We start from the raw sequence: 24,990 nt of genomic DNA, 5'->3' as shown, positions 1-24,990 counted from the left end.
CTTGAAGCTGCTGATTCTCGATCGGGACGGAGTGATCAATCACGACTCCGACGCTTACATCAAGTCGGTAGAGGAGTGGCTGCCGCTCCCCGGTTCGATCGAAGCCATCGCGAAGTTGAGCAAGGCCGGCTGGACCGTGGCGGTTGCCACCAACCAGTCGGGCATTGCTCGCGGTTACTATGACCTCGCCGTCCTTCAGGCCATGCATGATCGCTTGCGCGACTTGGTGGCGGAGCAGGGCGGTGAAGTCGGGTTGATCGTCTATTGCCCGCACGGGCCGGACGACGGCTGCGATTGCCGCAAGCCCAAGCCAGGCATGTTGAAAACCATTGCCGCTCATTACGATGTGGCGTTGGCGGGTGTGTGGTTCGTCGGCGACAGCCTCGGTGACCTGGAGGCGGCCAAGGCCGTCGATTGTCAGCCAGTTTTGGTAAAGACCGGAAAAGGCGAGAAGACTCTGGGCAAGACCCTACCGGTGGGCACCTTGATTTTTGACGACCTGGCGGCGATTGCCGCTGAACTTATCCACAATTAGAGCTCCCAAGACAACCTGATCAAGGATTGTTCGGGAAGCGCTTGAACAGGCGGGCATTGCCCGCAACGGTAAACGCCGCTATGTCGATATTGCAGGCCATCAGAGCCTTTCTCTTTTACCTGCTGTTGGGCACCAGTTCCTTGCTGTGGTGCTCCCTGAGTTTTTTTATCGCGCCTTTCTTGCCGTTCAAGGCGCGCTACCGTTTCATCAATGTGTACTGGTGTCGCTGCGCACTGTGGCTGAGCAAGGTGTTTCTGGGCATCAGCTATGAAGTCAAAGGCGCCGAGAACGTGCCTGACCGGCCGTGTGTCATCCAGTCCAACCACCAGAGCACCTGGGAGACCTTCTTTCTCTCGGCCTACTTTGAACCGTTGAGCCAAGTGCTCAAGCGTGAGCTGTTGTTCGTGCCGTTCTTCGGCTGGGCCATGGCGATGCTGCGCCCGATTGCCATTGACCGTGACAACCCGAAGGTTGCTCTCAAGCAGGTCGCGAAAAAAGGCGATGAACTGCTCAAGGATAACGTCTGGGTGTTGATTTTCCCGGAAGGCACCCGTGTGCCTTATGGCACGATTGGCAAGTTTTCCCGTAGCGGTTCCGCATTGGCGGTAAATGCTGGCCTGCCGGTGCTGCCAATTGCACACAATGCGGGAAAATTCTGGCCCAAGTCGGGCTGGCTCAGGACGCCGGGAATTATCACCGTGGTGATTGGCCCGCCGATGTATGCCGAGGGCAGCGGGCCTCGCGCCGTTGCCGAACTGAATGACCGTGTACAGGCGTGGAATGAACAGACCCAAAGGGAGCTGGGTTCACTGCCTCCAGCGCCTGCTGCGCCCGCAACGACGGACAAGGTTGCTGTCTGATAATTGTGGATAACCTGTGTACCGTTTCGTCTGATCCCGTTGTTTTTGTTACGTAACTATGTGTTTTTAATACATATTTCCTAAAAACATAAAACATCTGTAAAGGTGCATAAGTTTTTATAGCCTCGTAGGTCTGGGGTATTGCCGCAGGCCGCGATTTTCTGGTCACTCGTTCAGCAGCGGAAACCGCAAACTGAACGTGGTCCCTTCGCCTACGACGCTGCGACACTCGATATTCCCACCATGACGGTCCACCACCGCCTTGACCATCGATAAACCCAAACCAATACCATCCACCCCATGGGCGGAGGAGAAGCGCCGGTACTGGATGAACAAATCCGGCAGCTCTTCGGGACCAATGCCCTTTCCCTGGTCAACGACGTGACACGCTAACCAACCCTGCATGCAACGAACCTGTAGGGAAATGCGTGTTTGTGTCGGACTGTACTTGATGGCGTTTTCCAGCAAATTGAACAGTGCCCGGGTGAGCAAGGGTTGATCGGCGTTGACCATGGCTTCCTCATCGTCCAGCTCGTGCTCCAACTGGATATTTTTGGCCTGTGCGATCGGCAACGCCTGGTCAATCACATCCAGAATCAGCATGGCGAACAACGTAGGCCGAAATTGGTAGGCCTCGGATTCTGCCTTGGCCAACTGCACAAAACCGTCCGTCAGGTCCAATGCGCGGCGCACCTGGCGTTCGATCTGGTCGAATAATGGATTCTCTACGCCGGCCTCATGCCGCTGCACATCGAGCAACGCCAGGATGGCTGAGTGAGGCGCGCGCAGGTCATGTGACAGGAACCGGAGCATTACGCCGCGCTGCTCTTCGGCTTCACGCTCGGCACTCAGGTCGGTCAGGCTCAGCAACCAGCCCACAGGCACGTCGTTGTCAGCCGGTACCAGTGCGGCCCTCTCAAGGCGTAGGCTGCGCTCGCGAATGTCGCGAAATTCTACCAGCGGCAACGTGGACAAGCGGTGGACAGGGGAGTGCGCCAATGCCGGATAGCCCAGCCGAGCCAATTCCTCCAGCACGTCGCCCCCCGCCAAAGCATGACCGAACAACTCGCGAGCCTTGCGGTTGCCAAGCAATATCTTGCCCTGCGGATCGCTGATCATGGTGGCCACGGGCAAATATTCCAGGCCATCCGCAATAAAGCGACGCGTATCCCGCGTCCGGCTCATGGCCTGTTCCAATGCCATGATTTGTCCCTGCAAACGGTCAGTGCCGGTGTAAGAGGCCCGACGACGCTCCGGGAATACCTTCGGCTCCGCATCCAAGCGCGCCAGTTCCCAGCCAAAATAAGCCAGCACCACGCTCAGACGCCGCCAGTTCCAGATCAGATAGCCAAACAGCATTCCCAATAAACTGGCCACCGGTGACCACCACCAACCCCACGCATCCACCAGCGCGCTGATCAACAGGGCTACGCCCATCCCCGCTAGCGTCGTTCCCACGGCAAGGCGAGGGCGCCACAACAGCAGGCCTAATACGCCGCCAACTAGACCGACCGACAGCAAGGCGGCGAGCCCACTACGGGCTGGCTGCATACAAAACGAAAGCAGCGCTGTCAGGGGCAACAAAAGCAGACTTATCCACAACCACTCACGCACCAATTGTCGGAACAATCGTTGGACCTGAGTGGGTTCACGGCTTTCACGGCGAGGTGGGTTAGTCATAGGCACCTTGGCTGAACACAAGGAGGTAGATTGTGTAATGGATCATGGGGTGTACCGACAGGCAGGAAGCCCAGGACTATAGCCGACTCGATGGGTGGTGCGCTGCTGCCTTTCCCTCTGGGCCGCGAGCCGGTATTGTCGCAGCCAGCGATAGGAGGAAGGTTGCGTTACCTCCTGAGATGTCCGTTATTTTCGAGATCAAGGAAATCGCATTCCATGCGAGTCGCCATACTGGATGATGAACCGGCCGAACTGCGCCGGGTAGAACACACACTTCAACAAATACCGGGCAGGGGAGAACAAGCCTGGACCCTGCACAGCTTTGAAAGAGGCGAAGACCTGCTGCGGCAACTGCGCCGGGAAACCTTCGACTTGTTGATCCTTGACTGGCAACTGCCCGACGTCAGTGGGCTTTCGCTGCTGCGCTGGACCCGCGAGCACATGGATTCGCCACCGGCTGCCATCATGCTGACCAGCCGCGACGGCGAGCACGACATCGTCCAGGCCCTCAACGCCGGCGCCGACGACTACGTGAGCAAACCCTTCAGACCCAACGAGCTCAAGGCCCGGGTCACCGCCGTGCTACGCCGTCACAACCTGCAACGCGTGCCCACCAGCGACGTGCTGGTGTTCAACGATCTAGCGTTCGACGACGCCGAACTGACTGTCACCCGGGCTGGTATCCCCATCAGCCTGACCGAGCGTGAATATCGCCTGGCCCGTTGCCTGTTCGCCAACCTGGGCCGGCCACTGTCCCGGGAATACTTTTACGAACGCTTCTGGACCCACGAGGAAATGACTTCATCCCGTCCACTGGACACTCATATCTATCGCTTACGCAATAAGCTCGGGCTGACGGCAGATAGGGGTTGGCAATTGTTGACGATTTATGGGTACGGGTATCGGCTTGAGAGTGTCGCTGCCGGAAGTGATGAGGATTCGGTGGCGAGTTAATAAAAAAAGGCCAACGCATAAGCGTTGGCCTTTTTTGTTTCAGCAGGGCAAGCCGGATCAGAAATCCAGGTTGGACACCGCCAACGCATTGCTCTCGATAAAGTCACGACGAGGCTCGACCGCATCACCCATCAAGGTGTTGAAGATCTGGTCGGCGCCAATGGCGTCTTCGATGGTGACTTTCAGCATCCGGCGCGAACTTGGGTCCATGGTGGTTTCCCACAATTGATCCGGGTTCATCTCGCCCAGACCTTTGTATCGCTGGATGGTGTGGCGCTTGGTGCTTTCGGCCATCAGCCATTCAAGGGCTTCCTTGAACTCCGTCACGGCTTTCTTGCGTTCGCCACGTTGGATGTACGCCCCATCGTCCAGCAGCGTGCTCAGTTGCGCGCCGAGGGATACCACGGTCTTGTAGTCGTTGCTGCCGAAGAAATCGCGGTTGAAGGTGACGTAGTTCGACAGGCCGTGGGAGATCAATTCGACCTCCGGCAGCCAGACGTTACGCTCACGGTCTTCACGCAAGCTGGCTTTGTAGACCAGGCCGGACTTCTCGACAGTGCGCAGGCGTACTTCGTACTGGGCCAGCCAATCCTGCATCGCTGCGTGATCGGACAGTTGCTCCAGGCTCACGGCTGGCAGGTAGATGAAGTGCTCGGTCAGTTCCTGTGGGTACAGGCGCGACAGGCGCTTGAGGGTCTTCATCACCAGGCGGAAGTCATTCACCAGACGCTCAAGGGCTTCGCCGGAAATGCCCGGGGCATCTTCGTTCAGGTGCAGGCTCGCGTCTTCCAGGGCCGACTGCGTCATGTACTCTTCCATGGCGTCGTCGTCTTTGATGTATTGCTCTTGCTTGCCTTTCTTGACCTTGTACAGCGGCGGCTGGGCGATGTAGATGTAGCCGCGCTCGATCAGCTCCGGCAGCTGACGGAAGAAGAAGGTCAGCAGCAGGGTACGGATGTGCGAACCGTCGACGTCAGCATCGGTCATGATGATGATGTTGTGATAGCGCAACTTGTCGATGTTGTACTCTTCGCGGCCGATGCCGCAGCCCAGCGCAGTGATCAAGGTGCCGACTTCCTGGGAGGAAATCATCTTGTCGAAGCGCGCCTTCTCGACGTTGAGGATCTTGCCCTTGAGCGGCAGGATGGCCTGGGTACGGCGGTTGCGACCCTGCTTGGCGGAACCGCCAGCAGAGTCACCTTCCACCAGGTACAGCTCGGACAGGGCAGGGTCCTTTTCCTGGCAATCAGCCAGCTTGCCCGGCAGGCCGGCGATGTCCAGCGCGCCCTTGCGGCGAGTCATCTCACGGGCCTTGCGCGCCGCTTCACGGGCACGAGCCGCGTCGATCATCTTGCCGACCACCAGCTTGGCTTCGTTCGGATTCTCCAGCAGGAAGTCGGAGAAGTACTTGCCCATTTCCTGTTCGACCGCGGTCTTCACTTCGGAAGACACCAGCTTGTCCTTGGTCTGGGAACTGAACTTCGGATCCGGCACCTTCACCGAAATGATCGCCGTCAGGCCTTCACGGGCATCGTCACCGGTGGTGGCGACTTTGTGCTTCTTCGCCAGGCCTTCCTGTTCGATGTAGGTGTTCAGGTTACGGGTCAGCGCCGAACGGAAGCCCACCAGGTGGGTACCGCCATCACGCTGTGGAATGTTGTTGGTGAAGCACAACAGGTTCTCGTTGAAGCTGTCGTTCCACTGCAGGGCGATTTCAACGCCGATGCCGTCTTCACGCTGGACGTTGAAGTGGAACACCTGGTTGACCGGGGTCTTGTTGGTGTTCAGGTACTCAACGAACGCACGCAGGCCACCTTCGTACTTGAACAGCTCCTCCTTGCCGCTGCGTTCGTCCTTGAGGACGATGCCGACACCGGAATTGAGGAAGGACAGTTCACGAATCCGCTTGGCCAGGATGTCCCAGCTGAAATGGATGTTCTTGAAGGTATCGCTCGAAGCCTTGAAGTGGATCTGGGTGCCGGTGCTTTCGCTGTCGCCCACGATCGCCATCGGTGCCTGAGGCACACCGTGAACGTAGGTTTGTTCCCAGATCTTGCCGCTGCGGCGAACGGTAAGAACAAGCTTTTCGGACAGGGCGTTCACAACGGAAACACCTACACCGTGGAGACCACCGGATACTTTGTAGGAGTTGTCGTCGAATTTACCGCCGGCGTGCAGCACGGTCATGATGACCTCGGCCGCGGATACGCCTTCTTCTTTGTGCACGTCTACCGGGATGCCACGGCCGTTGTCGCGAACGGTGATGGATTCATCCGGGTGGATAATGATGCTGATGTCGTCGCAATGGCCGGCGAGGGCTTCGTCGATGGAGTTGTCGACCACCTCGAACACCATGTGGTGCAGACCGCTACCATCGTCGGTGTCGCCAATGTACATACCGGGACGTTTGCGTACGGCATCCAGGCCTTTAAGCACTTTAATGCTTGTTGAGTCGTACGTATTTTCTTCGCTCAATGCCTTCACTCCCGATGGTCGTGGGTCTGGGTGATACGGCCCTGTTCCACGTGGAACAGAGCGACTGGCGTTTCCGTCTGCCAGCCTTCCCTCAATAATTCGTGGTCTACACAAGTGATGAACACTTGGCAGCGTAAGTCTTCCAGCAAGCGGCACAGCGCGCGGCGGTGGGCTTCGTCCAGTTCGGACGGCAAGTCATCCACCAGATAAATACACTGACCGCGACGGGCCTGGCTGACCAGATGCCCCTGGGCAATACGCAAAGCACACACCACCAGTTTCTGCTGACCTCGGGACAAAATGTCCGCGGCATTGTGTGCGCCCAATCTGAGACGCAAGTCAGCACGTTGTGGTCCGGCCTGGGTATGGCCCATCTGCTGATCACGCTGAAGCGAGCCAGCCAATACGGCACTCAACTCCCGGTCCTTGTCCCAACCTCGGTAATAGCTGAGCGTCAGGCCCTCAAGCTCAACCAGTTCGCTCAAGGTCTGTTCAAAGACCGGTTTCAAGGCTTTGATGTAAGCACGGCGGTATTCATCAATTTCAGCGCTGGCCTGACACAGTTCCCTGTCCCAAACCGCCTGTGAAACGGCGTCAAGTGTACCATGTCGCAGCCAAGAGTTTCGCTGGCGCAGCGCCTTCTGCAAGCGTTGCCAAGTCGCCATGAAACGTGGTTCCACGTGGAACACGCCCCAGTCGAGAAACTGCCGACGAATCTTCGGCGCGCCCTCCAGCAGTCGGAAGCTGTCCGGGTTGATCAGCTGCAGCGGAAGAATCTCTGCCAGTTGCGCGGCACTGCGGGCATTCTGCCCGTCGATGCGGATCTGGAACTCGCCTTGCCGGTCGCGCGAGATCCCCAGGGCGCTGTGGCCACCTTCCGCCAGTTCCACCTGCCCGAACACCGTGCACGCAAGTTGGTCGTACTGGATGACCGGTAACAGACGGCTGCTTCGAAACGAACGGGCAAGCCCAAGCAGGTGAACGGCTTCCAGGACGCTGGTTTTGCCGCTGCCGTTGGCGCCGTAAAGGATATTGATGCGAGGGGAAGGGGAGAAGGTCACCGGGTGCAGATTGCGCACCGCGGTGACCGAGACGCGACTTAAGGACATCTAGCTGATTCTGACTACAGACGCATCGGCATGACAACGTAGGCCGAATCGTCGTTATCGGATTCTTGCACCAGCGCACTGCTGTTGGAGTCAGACAGGATCAGTCGTACCTGCTCAGTGGTCATCACGCCCAGCACGTCGAGCAAATAGCTGACGTTGAAGCCGATTTCCAGGGAGCCGCCGTTGTAGTCCACGCCTACTTCTTCTTCTGCTTCTTCCTGCTCCGGGTTGTTCGCCTGGATTTTCAGCTGACCATTGGCTAATTGCAGGCGAATGCCACGGTACTTCTCGTTGGACAGAATCGCGGTTCGGCTGAAGGCTTCGCGCAGTGCCTGCCGGTCACCCAGCACTAGTTTGTCGCCACCTTTCGGCAACACACGTTCGTAATCCGGGAACTTGCCGTCTACCAGCTTCGAAGTGAAAGTGAATTCACCCGTGGTCGCGCGGATATGATGCTGGCCCAGCACGATGCTGACGTTGCCGTCGGGCTCAGTCAGCAGGCGCGCCAATTCAAGGATACCCTTGCGCGGTACGATCACCTGATGACGATCCGGCTGACCGATATCGGCCTGCATCGAGCACATCGCCAAGCGGTGACCGTCGGTGGCCACGGCGCGGATGATACCGGCGGAAACTTCCAGCAGCATGCCGTTGAGGTAATAACGCACGTCCTGCTGGGCCATTGCGAAACTGGTGCGCTCAATCAGACGACGCAACTTGCTTTGCTCAAGGCTGCAAGTCAGCGAGCCTGGGCCTTCTTCCACAGTCGGGAAGTCATTCGCCGGCAGGGTCGACAAAGTGAAGCGGCTACGCCCCGCCTTGACCACCAGCTTCTGCTCGTCGACCTTGATATCGATCAGCGCGTCGTTCGGCAGGCTCTTGCAGATGTCCATCAGCTTGCGCGCCGGCACCGTGATGGAGCCTGGATCGGCCGGCTCTTCAAGTTGGACACGACCAACCAGTTCGACTTCCAGGTCGGTACCGGTCAGCGACAATTGCTGGCCTTCGACAACCAGCAGCACGTTGGAAAGTACCGGCAAGGTCTGGCGGCGTTCGACAACGCCCGCGACCAGTTGCAGGGGTTTCAACAGGGCTTCGCGTTGAATGGTGAAATGCATGGTCTAGTCCCTTGCCTTAATAAGCTGCGCTGGTGGTCATCAAGTGGTCAGTGTACGCAGCAGGTTCTTGTAGTCCTCGCGGATGTCCGCGTCGGATTCCTTAAGTTCATTGATCTTGCGGCAGGCGTGAAGCACTGTCGTATGGTCGCGACCGCCAAACACATCGCCGATTTCCGGCAGGCTGTGGTTGGTCAGCTCCTTGGACAAGGCCATCGCCACCTGACGTGGACGCGCCACCGATCGCGAACGGCGCTTCGATAGCAGATCGGATATCTTGATCTTGTAGTATTCAGCAACGGTGCGCTGAATGTTATCCACAGATACCAGCTTATCCTGAAGCGCCAACAGATCCTTCAGCGATTCGCGAATCAGCTCGATGGTGATATCGCGGCCCATGAAGTGCGAGTGGGCGATGACGCGTTTAAGCGCGCCTTCAAGCTCACGCACGTTCGAGCGAATACGCTGAGCGATGAAGAACGCCGCGTCATGAGGCAACTCGACCTTGGCCTGGTCGGCCTTCTTCATCAGGATCGCGACCCGGGTTTCCAGCTCCGGTGGCTCGACGGCTACCGTCAGGCCCCAGCCGAAACGCGACTTCAAACGTTCTTCCAGGCCTTCGATCTCTTTCGGGTACCGGTCGCTGGTGAGAATGACCTGCTGGCCACCTTCAAGCAATGCGTTGAAGGTGTGGAAAAACTCTTCCTGTGAACGTTCCTTGCGAGCGAAGAACTGAATATCGTCGATCAGCAAAGCATCCACCGAACGGTAGAAACGCTTGAACTCGTTGATGGCGTTCAGCTGCAGCGCCTTGACCATGTCGGCCACGAAACGCTCGGAATGCAGGTAGACGACCTTGGCATTCGGGTTCTTCTTTAACAGATGGTTACCCACGGCGTGCATCAAGTGGGTTTTACCCAAGCCAACACCGCCATAAAGGAAGAGCGGGTTATAGCCATGCTTGGGGTTATCCGCCACCTGCCAGGCTGCCGCTCGGGCCAGCTGGTTGGACTTACCCTCGACGAAGTTTTCGAAGGTAAAGGTGCGGTTCAGATAGCTGGTGTGCTTGAGCGCACCTTCTACTTGAACGGTGCGTTGTTCTGCCCGTACCGGGGCCTGCTGGGAGCTTGCACCCGCCATGGGGTCGAAGCTGTCCCTTGAGGGCTCTTCGCTGACCTCAGCGGTTTTTTGTGCGTTGCGTTTGCTTGAAGTAGGCGCGGGTGCCGGCGCGGCATGGTTGTTGACCGGCGCGGCGGCCGCCTGGGCTTGGGACGCCGAGGCGGCCAGTGGCGCATTGGGAGCGGCCCGCGGCGCCGAGCTGCGTTTGCTGCCTATTAATAAGGACAACGCGGGCGCCATGCCATTGCCATGCTCATCGAGCAGTTCCATGACCCGGCCCAGGTACTTTTCGTTGACCCAGTCGAGAACGAAACGGTTCGGTGCATAGACACGCAACTCGTCGCCTTCGGCTTCGACCTGTAGTGGACGGATCCAAGTGTTGAATTGTTGGGCAGGCAGCTCATCGCGCAAAAGCTCCACGCACTGCTGCCAAAGTTCCACTGACACGGATATCCCCTAAGTTGAAAGCCGGTGAGGCAAAAACAAGCGGCCATTGTAGCGATCAGTCGTTCACTTATCCACATGCAGGTTGCTCAACGTCCATGATTTATCAACGCTTTAACCATGAGAAAGGCGACGAATGGTCGGTGGCTAAGCCCTGTGGATAAATCACCCTAAGGCCGTTGCATAACTGGGGGTTAAAGTCAGTGGATAACCGCCCTGTGGATAAATACCTATTCCACCCACAGGTTATCCGACAGTGCGGCACAGGGTTGCCACCGCTTTCCCCTGTAGTTGTCATTCTCTGTACATGGCGGATTACAAGGCGTAGGCATGGTTATCCACAGACAAGTGGCACCCTTGCTTTTATAAGCTTTACAGAAAAGCTTTAAATAATTCCCTTCTTTATTTCTATATCTAGCGCAGCGTGATGAATCCGCGGGAAGCGCCTGGAGATCTATTTAAAGGAAACGCTGGTTGGAAATTGACCTAGAGGCTTGCTTTCTCTAGAATCCCCGGTCTCTTAAAACGGGGGCCATTCCGGCCCGTTGTGGACGAACCAGGTAACACGACATGAAACGTACTTTCCAACCAAGCACTATCAAACGCGCTCGTACTCACGGTTTCCGTGCTCGCATGGCTACCAAGAACGGTCGTGCCGTCCTGTCGCGTCGTCGCGCCAAAGGTCGTGCGCGTCTGGCAGTTTGATAATCCGGCACTGGAGGTGAGTCAGGACTTCAGTCGGGAAAAGCGTCTGCTTACCCCCCGGCATTTCAAGGCAGTCTTTGACTCCCCTACCGGCAAGGTTCCGGGGAAAAATCTCCTGCTCCTTGCGCGCAGTAACGATCTCGATCACCCCCGACTCGGGCTGGTTATCGGGAAAAAGAGCGTAAAGCTCTCCGTTCAGCGCAATCGCCTCAAACGTCTGATGCGCGAATCGTTTCGCCTGAACCAGGATTCACTGGTCGGCTGGGACATTGTTATCGTCGCGCGCAAAGGTTTGGGTGATGTAGAAAACCCCGAATTGATTCAGCATTTCGGCAAGCTCTGGAAACGCCTGGCTCGTAACAAGCCAGCACCGGCAGTCAACACCGAAACTGTAGGGGTAGACAGTACCGATGCGTAAACTGGCACTCGTTCCGATCCAGTTTTACCGCTACGCCATTAGTCCTCTGATGGCCAGCCACTGTCGTTTCTACCCCAGTTGTTCCTGCTACGCGTATGAAGCCATAGAAAATCATGGCCTTCTGCGCGGTGGCTGGCTGACCTTTCGTCGTTTAGGTCGCTGTCATCCGTGGAATCCCGGCGGTTATGACCCGGTTCCGCCTATCCCTACCTCCCGTTCTTCTTCGATGGCCGAGTAATCATGGATATCAAACGCACGATCCTGATCGTCGCCCTGGCAATCGTGTCCTATGTCATGGTCCTTAAATGGAACCAGGACTACGGCCAGGCTGCCCTGCCGACTCAGAATGTTGCAGCCAGCAATACCGCACCGAGCCTGCCGGATACAGCAACTGGCAATAGCACCGCCAGCAATGACGATGTCCCGCGCGCGGCAAGCGACACCAGTGCTCCAGCCGAAGCCCCCGTGGCGGCCAGCAAGGACCTGATCCAGATCAAGACCGACGTGCTCGAGCTGGCAATCGATCCACAAGGTGGCGATGTCGCCCAGTTGAAGCTGCCTTTGTATCCGCGTCGCCAGGACCATCCGGAAATCCCGTTCCAGTTGTTCGACAACGGTAACGAGCGTACCTATCTGGCGCAAAGCGGCCTGATCGGCGCCAACGGCCCGGATGCCAACCCGGCCGGTCGTCCGGTTTATTCGGCCGAGAAGAAGGTTTATCAACTGGCTGACGGTCAGGACCAACTGGTCGCCGACCTGAAGTTCAGCAAGGATGGCGTCAATTACATCAAGCGTTTCACCCTGAAGCGCGGCATGTATGACGTGACTGTGACTTATCTGGTCGACAACCAGAGCGCCCAACCTTGGTCTGGCGCGATGTTTGCGCAGCTCAAGCGTGACGCCAGTGATGATCCTTCCTCCAGCACCGCCACCGGCACCGCGACTTACCTGGGCGCTGCCCTGTGGACAAGTTCGGAGCCGTACAAGAAAGTGTCCATGAAAGACATGGACAAGGCGCAGCTCAAGGAAACCGTCCAAGGCGGCTGGGTTGCCTGGTTGCAGCATTATTTTGTAACAGCGTGGATTCCGCAGAAGGGCGAAAACAACCTCGTCCAGACGCGTAAAGACAGCAAAGGCAACTACATCGTCGGTTACACCGGCCCGGCCCTGACCGCCGCGCCAGGTGCGAAAGTCGAAACCAGCGCCATCCTGTACGCCGGGCCAAAAAGCCAGGCTGTGCTCAAGGAGTTGTCCCCAGGCTTGGAACTGACCGTGGACTACGGTTTCCTGTGGTTCATTGCCCAGCCTATCTTCTGGCTGCTGCAACATATCCACAGCATCGTCGGTAACTGGGGCTGGTCGATTATTTTCCTGACCATGCTGATCAAGGGGATTTTCTTCCCACTGTCGGCCGCCAGCTATAAATCCATGGCGCGCATGCGGGCCGTTGCGCCGAAACTGGCAGCGCTGAAAGAGCAACATGGCGATGACCGGCAGAAAATGTCCCAGGCCATGATGGAGTTGTACAAGAAAGAGAAGATCAACCCCTTGGGCGGTTGCTTGCCAATTCTTGTTCAGATGCCAGTGTTCCTCGCGCTGTACTGGGTTCTGCTGGAAAGCGTGGAGATGCGTCAGGCACCGTTCATGCTGTGGATTACCGACCTGTCGATCAAGGATCCGTTCTTCATCCTGCCGATCATCATGGGCGCGACCATGTTCATCCAGCAGCAGTTGAACCCGACACCTCCGGATCCGATGCAAGCGAAGGTCATGAAGATGATGCCGATCATCTTCACCTTCTTCTTCCTCTGGTTCCCAGCAGGTCTTGTGCTGTACTGGGTTGTGAACAACGTGTTGTCCATCACCCAGCAGTGGTACATCACGCGTAAGATCGAAGCGGCTGCGAAAAAAGCCGAGGCGTAACTTGCTCTGTGGATAACCACACAAAACGCCCCCTAGTGGGGCGTTTTGCTATCTGCCACTTTTGTCTGGATACCGGTTTATGAGTGCACCGCGTGAAACCATCGCTGCTGTCGCCACCGCCCAAGGTCGCGGCGGTGTTGGCATCGTCCGTATTTCCGGGCCGTTGGCCAGTGTTGCGGCCCATGCTATCAGCGGCCGTGAACTCAAACCGCGGTTCGCCCATTACGGCCCGTTTTTCAGTGATGACCAGCAGGTACTGGACGAAGGGGTGGCCCTGTATTTCCCTGGACCGAATTCGTTCACCGGCGAAGACGTACTGGAACTGCAAGGACACGGCGGTCCCATCGTGCTGGACATGCTGCTCAAGCGTTGCCTGGAACTGGGCTGCCGCCTGGCCCGTCCGGGTGAGTTCAGCGAAAGGGCATTCCTCAACGACAAACTCGACCTGGCCCAGGCCGAAGCCATCGCTGATCTGATCGAAGCCAGTTCTGCACAGGCCGCCCGCAACGCCTTGCGTTCGCTGCAAGGCGCTTTTTCCCAGCGTGTGCATAACCTCACCGAACAATTGATTGGCCTGCGCATCTATGTCGAGGCTGCAATTGACTTTCCGGAGGAAGAAATCGACTTCCTCGCCGATGGTCACGTGCTGAGCATGCTCGATAAGGTTCGCGACGAGTTATCCACAGTACTGCGCGAGGCCGGGCAAGGTGCATTGTTGCGCGACGGGATGACTGTGGTGATCGCTGGACGACCGAATGCCGGCAAGTCCAGCCTATTGAATGCCCTGGCCGGCCGCGTGGCGGCGATCGTCACCGAGATCGCCGGCACCACCCGGGACATCCTCCGCGAACATATCCACATTGACGGCATGCCGCTGCACGTGGTGGATACGGCCGGTTTGCGCGACACCGAGGACCAGGTGGAAAAAATCGGCGTCGAACGCGCACTCAAGGCCATCGGTGAAGCCGACCGGGTATTGCTAGTGGTGGATGCCACCGCGCCGGAAGCGGACGATCCCTTTGCCTTGTGGCCTGAATTCCTCGAGGTCCGTCCGGATCCGGCGAAAGTCACCCTGATTCGCAACAAGGCTGACCTGACCGGGGAGGCGATTGCCCTGGATGTCAGCGATGACGGGCACGTGACCATCAGCCTGAGCGCTAAGTCGGCGGGTGAAGGCCTGGAGCTGCTGCGCGAGCACCTCAAGGCTTGCATGGGCTACGAGCAGACCTCGGAAAGCAGCTTCAGCGCTCGCCGGCGGCACTTGGAAGCGTTGCGCCATGCGAGCGCTGCCTTGGAACATGGTCGCGCGCAGCTGACCCTGGCGGGGGCTGGCGAGCTGTTGGCCGAAGATCTGCGCCAGGCACAACATTCCCTAGGGGAAATTACCGGGGCTTTCAGCTCCGATGACTTACTGGGCCGGATCTTTTCCAGCTTCTGCATCGGTAAGTAGTCCGCCTTTAAAACCGGGTTTGCCCTCGAAACCTAACGAGCGCAACGCAAACCCGGTCCTGTCTTTTTAAACGATTGCCCTTGATGGCGGCTTGCCTGTGGACGCTGCTGCGACTCCGTAGCGGCTCTTTTCTGTGGATTAAGCCCTGTGAATAACCGCCATTGAGGTCGGTTGATAAACCACCTCCAAAGCTGAGGATAACCGCCCCTGTGGATAACCACCCCTTTAATCCACAGGCTTACACCGGTTATCCAAGCCCCTCACTGCCACATGGCCACAGGGTTTTGAATCTCTGTACACGAAGTAAATTAAGGTCTGCAGAGCTTTATCCACAGAAAAGTGGCTCAGTAAGAATAAACATAAAAACAAAGATTTTATAAATTTCTCTCTTTTTAATTTCTTTAACCGCCAGTTCTCCACAGCTGGTTAAATTTTGTGCAAAGGGTTCTTTAGGATGGGCGAAGTCCCTATACTTGCCGACCTGGTTCGAAAAACGCCCAGGACTCGACCCAAATCTATTTCTGAATTACCTGAATAAAGCAGGCACGAGGTGCGTGGTGGATTTCCCTTCCCGTTTTGAAGTGATCGTCATCGGCGGCGGTCATGCCGGTACCGAGGCAGCACTTGCATCAGCACGCATGGGCGCAAAAACCCTGCTGTTGACGCATAACGTGGAAACCCTCGGTGCCATGAGTTGCAACCCCGCTATCGGTGGGATCGGCAAGAGTCATCTGGTCAAGGAAATCGATGCCCTTGGCGGTGCGATGGCGATGGCCACCGATAAAGGCGGCATCCAGTTTCGCGTTTTGAACAGCCGCAAAGGCCCAGCGGTGCGTGCTACTCGCGCCCAGGCCGACCGTATCCTGTACAAGGCCGCTGTCCGCGAAATCCTGGAAAACCAACCGAACCTGTGGATATTTCAACAAGCAGCCGATGACCTGATCGTCGAGCAGGACCAGGTTCGTGGCGTCGTCACCCAGATGGGCCTGCGTTTCTTCGCCGATTCCGTGGTACTGACCACCGGAACCTTCCTCGGTGGACTTATCCACATCGGTCTGCAAAATTTTTCCGGCGGGCGCGCGGGTGATCCACCCTCGATCGCGCTGGCCCAGCGCCTGCGTGAAATGCCACTGCGTGTGGGTCGGTTGAAAACCGGTACGCCCCCTCGCATCGATGGCAAGTCCGTGGATTTCTCGGTGATGACCGAGCAGCCTGGTGATACTCCGATCCCGGTGATGTCGTTCATGGGCAACAAGGAACAGCATCCACGGCAAGTCAGTTGCTGGATCACCCATACCAACGCCCGCACCCACGAAATCATTGCGGCGAATCTCGATCGTTCGCCGATGTATTCCGCCGCCGGTGAAATCGAAGGCGTCGGCCCGCGTTATTGCCCGTCGATCGAAGACAAGATCCATCGCTTTGCCGACAAGGAAAGCCATCAGGTGTTCATCGAGCCGGAAGGTTTGACCACCCATGAGCTGTATCCGAACGGGATATCCACAAGTCTGCCGTTCGACGTGCAATTGCAGATCGTGCAATCGATTCGCGGCATGGAAAACGCCCACATCGTTCGCCCGGGCTACGCCATCGAATACGACTATTTCGACCCGCGTGACCTGAAATACAGCCTGGAAACCAAAGTCATCGGCGGTCTGTTCTTTGCCGGCCAGATCAACGGCACCACCGGTTACGAAGAAGCCGGCGCCCAAGGATTGCTCGCCGGCGCCAACGCTGCGCTGCGCGCCAAGGGCAAAGAAAGTTGGTGCCCGCGTCGCGACGAGGCGTATATCGGCGTGCTGGTGGATGACCTGATCACCCTGGGTACCCAGGAACCGTATCGGATGTTCACGTCCCGCGCCGAATATCGCCTGATCCTGCGGGAAGACAACGCCGACCTGCGCCTGACCGAAAAAGGTCGTGAGCTGGGCTTGGTGGATGAGGTGCGCTGGGCCGCGTTCTGCAAAAAACGCGAGAGCATCGAGCTGGAAGAGCAGCGCCTGAAAAGCACCTGGGTTCGTCCCGGTACCGAGCAGGGCGATGCCATCGCGGCGAAATTCGGTACGCCGCTGACTCACGAATACAACTTGCTCAATCTCTTGAGCCGCCCGGAAATCGATTACGTCGGGCTGGTGGAAGTGACCGGCCAGGGCGCGGAAGATCCACAGGTGGCTGAACAGGTCGAGATCAAGACCAAATACGCCGGTTACATCGACCGCCAACAGGACGAAATCGCCCGGCTGCGAGCCAGCGAAGACACCAAGCTGCCTGTGGATATCGATTACACCGGTATTTCCGGGTTGTCGAAGGAAATCCAGGGCAAGCTCGGTGCGACCCGTCCCGAAACCCTGGGCCAGGCCTCGCGCATCCCTGGCGTCACGCCGGCAGCCATTTCGCTGTTGATGATTCATTTGAAAAAACGCGGCGCCGGCCGCCAGTTGGAGCAAAGCGCTTGAGCTCGATGGTCACCTCGCAACACGCTGAAGAGTTATCCACAGGTGCACTTCAACTCGGCGTCAGCCTGAGCGAAGCCCAGCAGGCACAATTGCTGGGTTATCTGGCGCTGTTGATCAAGTGGAACAAGGCCTACAACCTGACCGCCGTGCGCGATCCGGATGAAATGGTTTCGCGGCATTTGCTCGACAGCCTCAGCATCATGTCCTTCATCGAAAACGGTCGCTGGCTGGACGTCGGCAGCGGCGGAGGCATGCCGGGCATCCCGCTGGCGATCCTTTTTCCCGATTCACAAGTGACCTGCCTCGACAGCAACGGCAAGAAAACCCGCTTCCTGACCCAGGTCAAACTCGAACTAAAACTGGATAACCTTCAAGTTATCCACAGCCGCGTCGAAGCGTTCCAGCCTGCCGAGCCGTTCAACGGAATCATCTCCCGGGCGTTCAGCAGCATGGAGAACTTCAGCAACTGGACTCGCCACCTGGGCGATGCCGATACGCGCTGGCTGGCAATGAAGGGCGTTCATCCGGCCGATGAGCTGGTAGCATTGCCGGCAGACTTCCACCTCGATAGCGAACACGCCTTGGCCGTACCCGGTTGCCAAGGCCAACGCCATCTGCTGATACTGCGCCGCACGGCATGATTGGGAACACAAGCAAGAATGGCTAAGGTATTCGCGATAGCGAACCAGAAAGGTGGTGTGGGCAAGACCACCACCTGTATCAACCTCGCAGCATCCCTGGTCGCGACCAAGCGCCGGGTGCTGTTGATCGATCTCGATCCACAGGGCAACGCCACCATGGGTAGCGGTGTGGATAAGCACGGCCTGGAAAACTCCATCTACGACGTCCTAATCGGCGAATGCGATCTGGGCCAGGCCATGCATTTCTCTGAACACGGCGGTTATCAACTGCTGCCCGCCAACCGTGACCTGACGGCGGCGGAAGTGGTGCTGCTGGAAATGCAGATGAAGGAAAGCCGCCTGCGCAGCGCACTGGCGCCGGTCCGCGAGAACTACGACTACATTCTGATCGACTGCCCGCCGTCGCTGTCGATGCTGACCCTCAACGCCTTGGTGGCTGCCGATGGGGTCATTATCCCCATGCAGTGCGAATACTTCGCCCTCGAAGGGCTGAGCGACCTTGTGGATAACATCAAGCGCATCGCCGAGTTGCTCAATCCAGACCTGAAGGTCGAAGGCCTGCTGCGGACGATGTATGACCCGCGCTTGAGCCTGATGAACGACGTATCGGCCCAGCTCAAGGAGCACTTCGGCGAGCAGCTCTACGACACCGTCATTCCGCGCAACATCCGCTTGGCCGAAGCGCCGAGCTACGGCATGCCGGCCCTGGCTTATGACAAACAATCCCGTGGTGCGCTGGCTTACCTGGCCCTGGCGGGCGAGATGGTTCGCCGCCAGCGCCGTCAGCCACGCATCGCTGCAGCCCAGCCAACTTAAGGAAACCCCATGGCCGTCAAGAAACGAGGTCTCGGACGTGGACTGGATGCGCTGCTCAGCGGCCCCACAGTCAGCTCGCTGGAAGAGCAGGCCGTGCAGGCTGACCAGCGCGAATTGCAGCATCTGCCCCTGGACCTGATCCAGCGTGGCAAATACCAGCCGCGCCGGGACATGGACCCGCAGGCACTGGAAGAGCTGGCTCAATCGATCAAGAGCCAGGGCGTGATGCAACCGATCGTGGTCCGGCCGATCGCCAATGGGCGTTTCGAGATCATCGCTGGCGAACGTCGCTGGCGCGCCAGCCAGCAGGCTGGCCAGGAAACCATTCCGGCGATGGTCCGCGATGTTCCGGATGAAACCGCCATCGCCATGGCATTGATCGAAAACATCCAGCGCGAAGACCTCAACCCAATTGAGGAAGCCGTGGCCCTGCAACGCTTGCAGCAGGAATTCCAACTGACCCAGCAACAAGTCGCCGAAGCAGTGGGTAAATCCCGGGTGACCGTGGCCAACCTGCTTCGGCTGATTGCGTTGCCGGAAGTCATCAAGACCATGCTGTCCCACGGTGACCTGGAGATGGGGCATGCCCGGGCATTGCTCGGTTTGCCGGAAAATCAACAAGTTGAAGGGGCGCGACATGTTGTCGCACGCGGCCTGACAGTGCGCCAAACCGAGGCACTGGTTCGCCAGTGGCTGAGCGGGAAACCGGCCCCTGTCGAAGCGCCAAAGACCGATCCGGATATCGCTCGCCTGGAGCAGCGGTTGGCCGAGCGCCTGGGCTCTGCGGTGCAGATTCGCCATGGAAAGAAGGGCAAAGGTCAGTTGGTGATCGGCTATAACTCTCTCGACGAGTTGCAGGGCGTGCTTGCGCACATTCGCTGAAACAATTGCTCTTGTAGCGCGCAGTCGGAAATCACTACCTGAAGGTTGAATAGGGGCAGAACCGCCCCTATACTCTGCGCGCATTTTGTCGGCACAAATTATGCCAAGTTATTGAATTTCGGCAGCCGACCCTTGGAGAGCAAAAGCGATGGAAACACGCACGCCAAACCGCTTGCCGTTCCATCGTCTGGCAGTTTTCCCGGTATTGATGGCCCAGTTTGTCGTTGTACTGATCGCCGCGTTGGCGCTTTGGCAATGGAAGGGAGTCGTCGCCGGATACTCAGGTCTTTGCGGAGGCCTGATAGCCTTGCTTCCCAATATTTACTTCGCTCACAGGGCATTTCGGTTTTCCGGCGCCCGAGCAGCCCAAGCCATCGTCCGGTCTTTTTATGCCGGCGAGGCAGGGAAACTGATTTTGACGGCAGTGCTGTTTGCACTGACGTTTGCAGGTGTGAAGCCTTTGGCGCCGCTGGCTGTATTCGGCGTGTTCCTATTGACCCAGATGGTCAACTGGTTCGCTCCCCTGTTAATGAGAACAAGACTTTCGAGACCTTAGGGCGTTTGAGGCAACCATGGCAGAGACAACCGCTTCGGGCTATATCCAGCACCACTTGCAGAACCTGACCTTCGGGCAGCTACCCAATGGCGGCTGGGGCTTTGCTCACACCGCAGCAGAAGCCAAGGAAATGGGCTTCTGGGCTTTCCACGTCGATACCCTCGGCTGGTCGGTCGCGTTGGGTCTGATCTTCGTTTTCCTTTTCCGCATGGCGGCAAAGAAAGCGACCTCCGGTCAGCCTGGTGCATTGCAGAACTTCGTTGAAGTATTGGTCGAATTCGTCGATGGCAGCGTGAAAGACAGCTTCCATGGCCGTAGCCCGGTGATTGCGCCGCTGGCACTGACCATCTTCGTCTGGGTGTTCCTGATGAACGCCGTCGACCTGGTACCGGTCGACTGGATTCCTCAGCTGGCCATCCTGATCTCCGGCGATGCGCACATCCCGTTCCGCGCCGTGTCGACCACCGACCCGAACGCGACCCTGGGCATGGCGTTGTCGGTTTTCGCACTGATCATTTTCTATAGCATCAAGGTCAAGGGCATCGGCGGCTTCATCGGCGAACTGACCCTGCACCCGTTCGGCAGCAAGAACGTCCTCGTTCAGGCCCTGCTGATCCCGGTGAACTTCCTCTTGGAATTCGTGACCCTGATCGCCAAGCCAATCTCTCTGGCCCTGCGTCTGTTCGGCAACATGTATGCCGGCGAGCTGGTGTTCATCCTGATCGCTGTGATGTTCGGCAGCGGCCTGCTCTGGCTCAGCGGCCTGGGCGTGGTGCTGCAATGGGCGTGGGCTGTGTTCCACATCCTGATCATCACCTTGCAGGCGTTCATCTTCATGATGCTGACCATCGTCTACCTGTCGATGGCGCACGAAGAAAACCATTAAGGCCAGTCTCGACTAGTCTGATGTCCTTCCCGGTCAAACGGGAAGGGGCCCGAACGGGCTCGATGAAACGATTTGTTTTACCGCTTTAATCTAAAAAACCTAAACCATACGACGTAAAAGTCGGGAGGAAAGATGGAAACTGTAGTTGGTCTAACCGCTATCGCTGTTGCACTGTTGATCGGCCTGGGCGCACTGGGTACCGCAATTGGTTTCGGCCTGTTGGGCGGCAAATTCCTGGAAGGCGCTGCGCGTCAGCCAGAAATGGTTCCAATGCTGCAAGTGAAAATGTTCATCGTTGCCGGTCTGCTCGACGCCGTAACCATGATCGGTGTTGGTATCGCTCTGTTCTTCACCTTTGCGAACCCGTTCGTTGGTCAGATCGCTGGCTGATTACTCGGATCTTCCGGGTAATTTGGTGTGATGGACAACGTAACTGCGAGGTGTTGGCGTGAACATTAATGCGACCCTGATTGGCCAGTCCGTTGCGTTCCTGATTTTTGTACTGTTCTGCATGAAGTTCGTATGGCCACCGGTCATTGCGGCATTGCACGAACGTCAAAAGAAGATCGCTGATGGTCTGGACGCTGCCAGCCGAGCAGCTCGCGACCTGGAGTTGGCCCATGAGAAAGTGGGTCAGCAACTGCGCGAAGCGAAAGCTCAGGCAGCTGAAATCATCGAGCAAGCCAAGAAACGCGGTACCCAGATTGTCGACGAGGCCCGTGAACAGGCTCGCGTCGAAGCTGACCGTGTGAAGGCTCAGGCTCAAGCCGAGATCGAACAGGAACTGAACAGCGTCAAAGACGCCTTGCGTGCCCAAGTGGGTGCCCTGGCTGTTGGCGGTGCTTCGAAGATCCTGGGTGCCACAATCGATCAAAATGCGCACGCAGAGCTGGTAAACAAACTGGCTGCTGAAATCTAAGCGAGGGCGATCATGGCAGAACTGACCACGTTGGCCCGACCTTACGCTAAGGCGGCCTTCGAGCACGCTCAGGCCCACCAGCAACTGGCCAATTGGTCAGCCATGCTCGGCCTGGCAGCAGCGGTGTCGCAAGACGACACCATGCAGCGCGTGCTCAAGGCCCCGCGACTGACGAGCGCAGAAAAGGCCGCCACGTTTATTGACGTGTGCGGCGACAAGTTCGATGCCAAGGCACAGAATTTCATTCACGTCGTTGCCGAAAACGACCGTCTCCCGCTTCTGCCGGAGATCGCCGCTCTTTTCGACCTGTACAAGGCCGAGCAAGAGAAGTCGGTAGACGTGGAAGTGACCAGTGCTTTTGCATTGAACCAAGAACAGCAAGACAAACTCGCCAAGGTTCTCAGTGCACGACTCAACCGGGAAGTGCGCCTGCAAGTCGAGGAAGACAAGTCCCTGATAGGGGGCGTTGTAATCCGCGCCGGCGACCTGGTTATCGATGGCTCGATTCGCGGCAAAATCGCGAAACTTGCCGAAGCATTGAAATCTTGAGTTTGAAGGGGCAGCAGAGCAATGCAGCAACTCAATCCTTCCGAAATAAGTGAAATTATCAAGGGCCGCATCGACAAGCTCGATGTGACCTCCCAAGCCCGTAACGAAGGCACTGTCGTCAGCGTATCTGACGGCATCGTGCGGATTCACGGTCTGGCCGACGTCATGTACGGCGAGATGATCGAGTTTCCGGGCGGCGTCTACGGTATGGCCCTCAACCTGGAGCAAGACTCTGTAGGTGCCGTGGTATTGGGCGCGTACACGTCGCTGGCTGAAGGCATGAGCGCCAAGTGCACCGGCCGCATCCTCGAGGTTCCTGTTGGTAAGGAACTGCTGGGCCGCGTAGTCGACGCACTGGGTAATCCTGTTGACGGCAAAGGTCCGCTGAACAACACCGAGACCGATGCGGTCGAGAAAGTTGCTCCAGGCGTGATCTGGCGTAAGTCGGTAGACCAGCCTGTACAGACTGGCTACAAGGCTGTCGATGCCATGATCCCTGTCGGCCGTGGCCAGCGTGAGCTGATCATCGGTGACCGTCAGATCGGTAAGACCGCTCTGGCGATCGACGCGATCATCAACCAGAAGAACAGCGGCATTTTCTGCGTCTACGTTGCCATCGGTCAGAAGCAATCGACCATCGCCAACGTGGTTCGCAAGCTGGAAGAAAACGGCGCCCTGGCCAACACGATCATCGTGGCGGCCAGTGCTTCGGAATCTCCTGCGCTGCAGTTCCTGGCTCCGTACTCCGGCTGCACCATGGGCGAGTACTTCCGCGACCGCGGTGAAGACGCGCTGATCGTTTATGACGATCTGTCCAAGCAAGCAGTGGCTTACCGCCAGATTTCCCTGCTGCTGCGCCGTCCACCAGGCCGTGAAGCCTACCCAGGCGACGTGTTCTATCTCCACTCCCGTCTGCTGGAGCGCGCATCCCGCGTTTCGGAAGACTACGTAGAGAAGTTCACCAACGGCGCAGTGACTGGCAAGACCGGTTCCCTGACCGCCCTGCCGATCATCGAAACCCAGGCTGGTGACGTTTCCGCGTTCGTTCCGACCAACGTGATTTCCATCACCGACGGTCAGATCTTCCTGGAATCGGCCATGTTCAACTCGGGCATCCGTCCTGCTGTGAACGCCGGTGTTTCGGTATCCCGTGTGGGTGGTGCCGCTCAGACCAAGATCATCAAGAAGCTCTCCGGTGGTATCCGTACCGCTCTGGCTCAGTACCGTGAACTGGCGGCATTCGCCCAGTTCGCTTCTGACCTGGACGAAGCGACCCGTAAGCAACTTGAGCATGGTCAGCGCGTTACCGAGCTGATGAAGCAGAAGCAATACGCTCCTATGTCGATCGCTGACATGGCGTTGTCGCTGTATGCCGCTGAACGTGGGTTCCTGACTGACGTTGAAATCGCCAAGGTCGGCAGCTTTGAACAAGCGCTGATTGCTTACTTCAACCGCGATCACGCCGATTTGATGGCGAAGATCAACGTGAAGGGTGACTTCAATGACGAAATCGACGCTGGCATGAAAGCCGGTATCGAGAAGTTCAAGGCCACCCAAACCTGGTAAGCCGCAGCGGGAGTCGCAAGGCTCCCGCTTGCTAACCTGATAGGTGTTACATGGCAGGCGCAAAAGAGATTCGCAGTAAGATTGCGAGCATCAAAAGCACGCAAAAGATTACCAGCGCCATGGAAAAAGTGGCGGTCAGCAAAATGCGCAAGGCACAAATGCGCATGGCTGCTAGCCGTCCTTACGCGGAGCGCATCCGCCAGGTGATTGGTCATCTGGCCAACGCCAACCCGGAATATCGCCACCCGTTCATGATCGACCGCGCCGTCAAGCGCGTCGGTTACGTCGTGGTGAGCAGTGACCGTGGTCTGTGCGGTGGCTTGAACACCAACCTGTTCAAGGCCCTGGTCAAGGACATGGCGGTAAACCGCGAACAAGGCGTCGAGATCGATCTGTGCGTGATTGGTAGCAAGGGTGCGGCATTCTTCCGCAACTTCGGCGGTAACGTCGTCGCCGCTATCAGCCACCTGGGTGAAGAACCGTCGATCAATGACCTGATCGGCAGCGTCAAGGTGATGCTGGATGCTTACCTGGAAGGCCGGATTGACCGCCTGTCCGTGGTATCCAACAAGTTCATCAACACCATGACGCAGCAGCCAACCGTGGAGCAATTGATCCCACTGGTGGCGACCCCGGAACAGGAACTCAAACACCACTGGGACTACCTCTACGAACCCGATGCCAAGGAGCTGCTTGACGGCTTGATGGTCCGCTACGTGGAGTCGCAGGTGTACCAGGCGGTGGTCGAGAACAACGCAGCTGAACAAGCGGCGCGGATGATCGCGATGAAAAACGCTACCGACAACGCCGGTGATTTGATCAGCGATTTGCAGCTGATCTACAACAAGGCGCGTCAGGCTGCGATCACCCAAGAGATCTCGGAAATCGTCGGCGGCGCTGCCGCGGTTTAACGGTTCAAATATTCAGAGGAT

24 protein-coding genes are annotated in these 24,990 nt (G+C 57.6%); 19 read left to right on the top strand and 5 right to left on the bottom strand.

What is annotated here, in order from left to right:
* The first annotated feature begins 1 nt into the window (after nt 1).
* Together gmhB and HU762_RS04185 are read left to right on the top strand one after the other, a co-directional pair.
* On the top strand, nt 2-535 hold the full coding sequence (gene gmhB / locus HU762_RS04190) for a D-glycero-beta-D-manno-heptose 1,7-bisphosphate 7-phosphatase (RefSeq protein WP_186633350.1): 534 nt from the start codon (nt 2-4) through the stop codon (nt 533-535).
* Nucleotides 536-615: 80 nt separating this feature from the next.
* The gene (locus HU762_RS04185) at nt 616-1,395 is read left to right on the top strand and encodes a lysophospholipid acyltransferase family protein (protein WP_186633347.1); all 780 of its coding nucleotides are present in this window, start codon (nt 616-618) and stop codon (nt 1,393-1,395) included.
* Between the two features lie 165 nt (nt 1,396-1,560).
* Here the strand turns inward: HU762_RS04185 and HU762_RS04180 are convergent, their stop codons facing one another.
* Nucleotides 1,561-3,075, bottom strand: a complete 1,515-nt coding sequence (locus HU762_RS04180) for a HAMP domain-containing sensor histidine kinase (RefSeq protein WP_186633344.1) — start codon at nt 3,073-3,075, stop codon at nt 1,561-1,563.
* A gap of 216 nt (nt 3,076-3,291) precedes the next feature.
* Here HU762_RS04180 and HU762_RS04175 point away from each other — a divergent pair, with 216 nt between their 5' ends.
* Entirely contained in the window at nt 3,292-4,029 is a 738-nt protein-coding gene (locus HU762_RS04175; RefSeq protein ID WP_186633341.1) for a response regulator transcription factor, read from the top strand.
* A gap of 57 nt (nt 4,030-4,086) precedes the next feature.
* On the opposite strand, the gene gyrB is transcribed toward HU762_RS04175, so the two are convergent.
* The 4 genes from gyrB to dnaA are packed head-to-tail and all read right to left on the bottom strand — an operon-like array spanning nt 4,087 to nt 10,294.
* Nucleotides 4,087-6,504, bottom strand: coding sequence for a DNA topoisomerase (ATP-hydrolyzing) subunit B (gene gyrB / locus HU762_RS04170; protein WP_186633338.1), 2,418 nt, complete (start codon nt 6,502-6,504; stop codon nt 4,087-4,089).
* Between the two features lie 5 nt (nt 6,505-6,509).
* A complete protein-coding gene (gene recF, locus HU762_RS04165) occupies nt 6,510-7,613 on the bottom strand; it encodes a DNA replication/repair protein RecF (protein ID WP_186633335.1) in 1,104 nt (367 codons plus the stop codon).
* A 14-nt stretch (nt 7,614-7,627) separates the two neighbouring features.
* A complete protein-coding gene (gene dnaN / locus HU762_RS04160) occupies nt 7,628-8,731 on the bottom strand; it encodes a DNA polymerase III subunit beta (protein ID WP_025211054.1) in 1,104 nt (367 codons plus the stop codon).
* A gap of 39 nt (nt 8,732-8,770) precedes the next feature.
* Nucleotides 8,771-10,294, bottom strand: a complete 1,524-nt coding sequence (gene dnaA, locus HU762_RS04155; RefSeq protein WP_186633332.1) for a chromosomal replication initiator protein DnaA — start codon at nt 10,292-10,294, stop codon at nt 8,771-8,773.
* A gap of 567 nt (nt 10,295-10,861) precedes the next feature.
* Here dnaA and rpmH point away from each other — a divergent pair.
* The 16 genes from rpmH to atpG all read left to right on the top strand — a co-directional run bounded on the left by rpmH (nt 10,862) and on the right by atpG (nt 24,969).
* Nucleotides 10,862-10,996 (top strand): 50S ribosomal protein L34, encoded by a 135-nt coding sequence (rpmH, locus tag HU762_RS04150; RefSeq protein WP_003213577.1) that lies wholly within the window; start codon nt 10,862-10,864, stop codon nt 10,994-10,996.
* A 16-nt stretch (nt 10,997-11,012) separates the two neighbouring features.
* Nucleotides 11,013-11,414 carry a ribonuclease P protein component gene (rnpA, locus tag HU762_RS04145; protein ID WP_039593248.1) on the top strand — a complete coding sequence of 134 codons (402 nt, stop codon included), beginning with the start codon at nt 11,013-11,015 and terminating at the stop codon, nt 11,412-11,414.
* On the top strand, nt 11,407-11,652 hold the full coding sequence (gene yidD, locus HU762_RS04140) for a membrane protein insertion efficiency factor YidD (protein WP_010465488.1): 246 nt from the start codon (nt 11,407-11,409) through the stop codon (nt 11,650-11,652). The genes rnpA and yidD overlap by 8 nt, the downstream gene beginning before the upstream one ends.
* A 2-nt stretch (nt 11,653-11,654) precedes the next feature.
* Nucleotides 11,655-13,337, top strand: coding sequence for a membrane protein insertase YidC (yidC, locus tag HU762_RS04135; protein ID WP_186633331.1), 1,683 nt, complete (start codon nt 11,655-11,657; stop codon nt 13,335-13,337).
* Between the two features lie 79 nt (nt 13,338-13,416).
* Entirely contained in the window at nt 13,417-14,787 is a 1,371-nt protein-coding gene (gene mnmE, locus HU762_RS04130; RefSeq protein ID WP_186633328.1) for a tRNA uridine-5-carboxymethylaminomethyl(34) synthesis GTPase MnmE, read from the top strand.
* Nucleotides 14,788-15,344: 557 nt separating this feature from the next.
* Nucleotides 15,345-17,243 carry a tRNA uridine-5-carboxymethylaminomethyl(34) synthesis enzyme MnmG gene (mnmG, locus tag HU762_RS04125; RefSeq protein WP_186633325.1) on the top strand — a complete coding sequence of 633 codons (1,899 nt, stop codon included), beginning with the start codon at nt 15,345-15,347 and terminating at the stop codon, nt 17,241-17,243.
* Between the two features lie 5 nt (nt 17,244-17,248).
* A complete protein-coding gene (gene rsmG / locus HU762_RS04120; protein WP_186634407.1) occupies nt 17,249-17,884 on the top strand; it encodes a 16S rRNA (guanine(527)-N(7))-methyltransferase RsmG in 636 nt (211 codons plus the stop codon).
* 18 nt (nt 17,885-17,902) lie between these two features.
* The gene (locus HU762_RS04115) at nt 17,903-18,700 is read left to right on the top strand and encodes a ParA family protein (protein WP_186633322.1); all 798 of its coding nucleotides are present in this window, start codon (nt 17,903-17,905) and stop codon (nt 18,698-18,700) included.
* Nucleotides 18,701-18,709: 9 nt separating this feature from the next.
* Nucleotides 18,710-19,582 carry a ParB/RepB/Spo0J family partition protein gene (locus HU762_RS04110; RefSeq protein ID WP_003187197.1) on the top strand — a complete coding sequence of 291 codons (873 nt, stop codon included), beginning with the start codon at nt 18,710-18,712 and terminating at the stop codon, nt 19,580-19,582.
* Between the two features lie 148 nt (nt 19,583-19,730).
* Entirely contained in the window at nt 19,731-20,138 is a 408-nt protein-coding gene (locus HU762_RS04105; RefSeq protein ID WP_186611296.1) for a F0F1 ATP synthase subunit I, read from the top strand.
* A 16-nt stretch (nt 20,139-20,154) separates the two neighbouring features.
* The gene (gene atpB / locus HU762_RS04100; protein ID WP_186633319.1) at nt 20,155-21,024 is read left to right on the top strand and encodes a F0F1 ATP synthase subunit A; all 870 of its coding nucleotides are present in this window, start codon (nt 20,155-20,157) and stop codon (nt 21,022-21,024) included.
* Between the two features lie 132 nt (nt 21,025-21,156).
* Entirely contained in the window at nt 21,157-21,414 is a 258-nt protein-coding gene (gene atpE, locus HU762_RS04095; protein ID WP_003097235.1) for a F0F1 ATP synthase subunit C, read from the top strand.
* A gap of 58 nt (nt 21,415-21,472) precedes the next feature.
* A complete protein-coding gene (locus HU762_RS04090; RefSeq protein ID WP_047230097.1) occupies nt 21,473-21,943 on the top strand; it encodes a F0F1 ATP synthase subunit B in 471 nt (156 codons plus the stop codon).
* A 12-nt stretch (nt 21,944-21,955) separates the two neighbouring features.
* Nucleotides 21,956-22,492: a F0F1 ATP synthase subunit delta gene (locus HU762_RS04085; protein ID WP_003187192.1), complete on the top strand. Its 537-nt coding sequence runs from the start codon at nt 21,956-21,958 to the stop codon at nt 22,490-22,492.
* A gap of 21 nt (nt 22,493-22,513) precedes the next feature.
* The gene (gene atpA, locus HU762_RS04080) at nt 22,514-24,058 is read left to right on the top strand and encodes a F0F1 ATP synthase subunit alpha (RefSeq protein ID WP_186611298.1); all 1,545 of its coding nucleotides are present in this window, start codon (nt 22,514-22,516) and stop codon (nt 24,056-24,058) included.
* 50 nt (nt 24,059-24,108) lie between these two features.
* Nucleotides 24,109-24,969: a F0F1 ATP synthase subunit gamma gene (gene atpG / locus HU762_RS04075; RefSeq protein WP_186611299.1), complete on the top strand. Its 861-nt coding sequence runs from the start codon at nt 24,109-24,111 to the stop codon at nt 24,967-24,969.
* Nucleotides 24,970-24,990 lie beyond the last annotated feature (21 nt).

It is taken from the genome of Pseudomonas sp. SWRI92, assembly GCF_014268685.1.
Taxonomy (GTDB): domain Bacteria; phylum Pseudomonadota; class Gammaproteobacteria; order Pseudomonadales; family Pseudomonadaceae; genus Aquipseudomonas; species Aquipseudomonas marvdashtae.
The sequence above is the reverse complement of the archived record's forward strand: the minus strand, read 5'-3'. Positions and strand labels throughout refer to the sequence as shown.

Excerpts from the sequence above, each read along its gene's own strand:
- HU762_RS04185 (WP_186633347.1), top strand. The coding sequence starts at position 616 with ATGTCGATATTGCAGGCCATCAGAGCCTTTCTCTTTTACCTGCTGTTG.
- HU762_RS04180 (WP_186633344.1), bottom strand. The coding sequence starts at position 3,075 with ATGACTAACCCACCTCGCCGTGAAAGCCGTGAACCCACTCAGGTCCAA.
- HU762_RS04175 (WP_186633341.1), top strand. The coding sequence starts at position 3,292 with ATGCGAGTCGCCATACTGGATGATGAACCGGCCGAACTGCGCCGGGTA.
- recF (WP_186633335.1), bottom strand. The coding sequence starts at position 7,613 with ATGTCCTTAAGTCGCGTCTCGGTCACCGCGGTGCGCAATCTGCACCCG.
- dnaN (WP_025211054.1), bottom strand. The coding sequence starts at position 8,731 with ATGCATTTCACCATTCAACGCGAAGCCCTGTTGAAACCCCTGCAACTG.
- rpmH (WP_003213577.1), top strand. The coding sequence starts at position 10,862 with ATGAAACGTACTTTCCAACCAAGCACTATCAAACGCGCTCGTACTCAC.
- yidD (WP_010465488.1), top strand. The coding sequence starts at position 11,407 with ATGCGTAAACTGGCACTCGTTCCGATCCAGTTTTACCGCTACGCCATT.
- yidC (WP_186633331.1), top strand. The coding sequence starts at position 11,655 with ATGGATATCAAACGCACGATCCTGATCGTCGCCCTGGCAATCGTGTCC.
- mnmE (WP_186633328.1), top strand. The coding sequence starts at position 13,417 with ATGAGTGCACCGCGTGAAACCATCGCTGCTGTCGCCACCGCCCAAGGT.
- rsmG (WP_186634407.1), top strand. The coding sequence starts at position 17,249 with ATGGTCACCTCGCAACACGCTGAAGAGTTATCCACAGGTGCACTTCAA.
- HU762_RS04115 (WP_186633322.1), top strand. The coding sequence starts at position 17,903 with ATGGCTAAGGTATTCGCGATAGCGAACCAGAAAGGTGGTGTGGGCAAG.
- HU762_RS04110 (WP_003187197.1), top strand. The coding sequence starts at position 18,710 with ATGGCCGTCAAGAAACGAGGTCTCGGACGTGGACTGGATGCGCTGCTC.
- HU762_RS04105 (WP_186611296.1), top strand. The coding sequence starts at position 19,731 with ATGGAAACACGCACGCCAAACCGCTTGCCGTTCCATCGTCTGGCAGTT.
- atpB (WP_186633319.1), top strand. The coding sequence starts at position 20,155 with ATGGCAGAGACAACCGCTTCGGGCTATATCCAGCACCACTTGCAGAAC.
- atpE (WP_003097235.1), top strand. The coding sequence starts at position 21,157 with ATGGAAACTGTAGTTGGTCTAACCGCTATCGCTGTTGCACTGTTGATC.
- HU762_RS04085 (WP_003187192.1), top strand. The coding sequence starts at position 21,956 with ATGGCAGAACTGACCACGTTGGCCCGACCTTACGCTAAGGCGGCCTTC.
- atpA (WP_186611298.1), top strand. The coding sequence starts at position 22,514 with ATGCAGCAACTCAATCCTTCCGAAATAAGTGAAATTATCAAGGGCCGC.
- atpG (WP_186611299.1), top strand. The coding sequence starts at position 24,109 with ATGGCAGGCGCAAAAGAGATTCGCAGTAAGATTGCGAGCATCAAAAGC.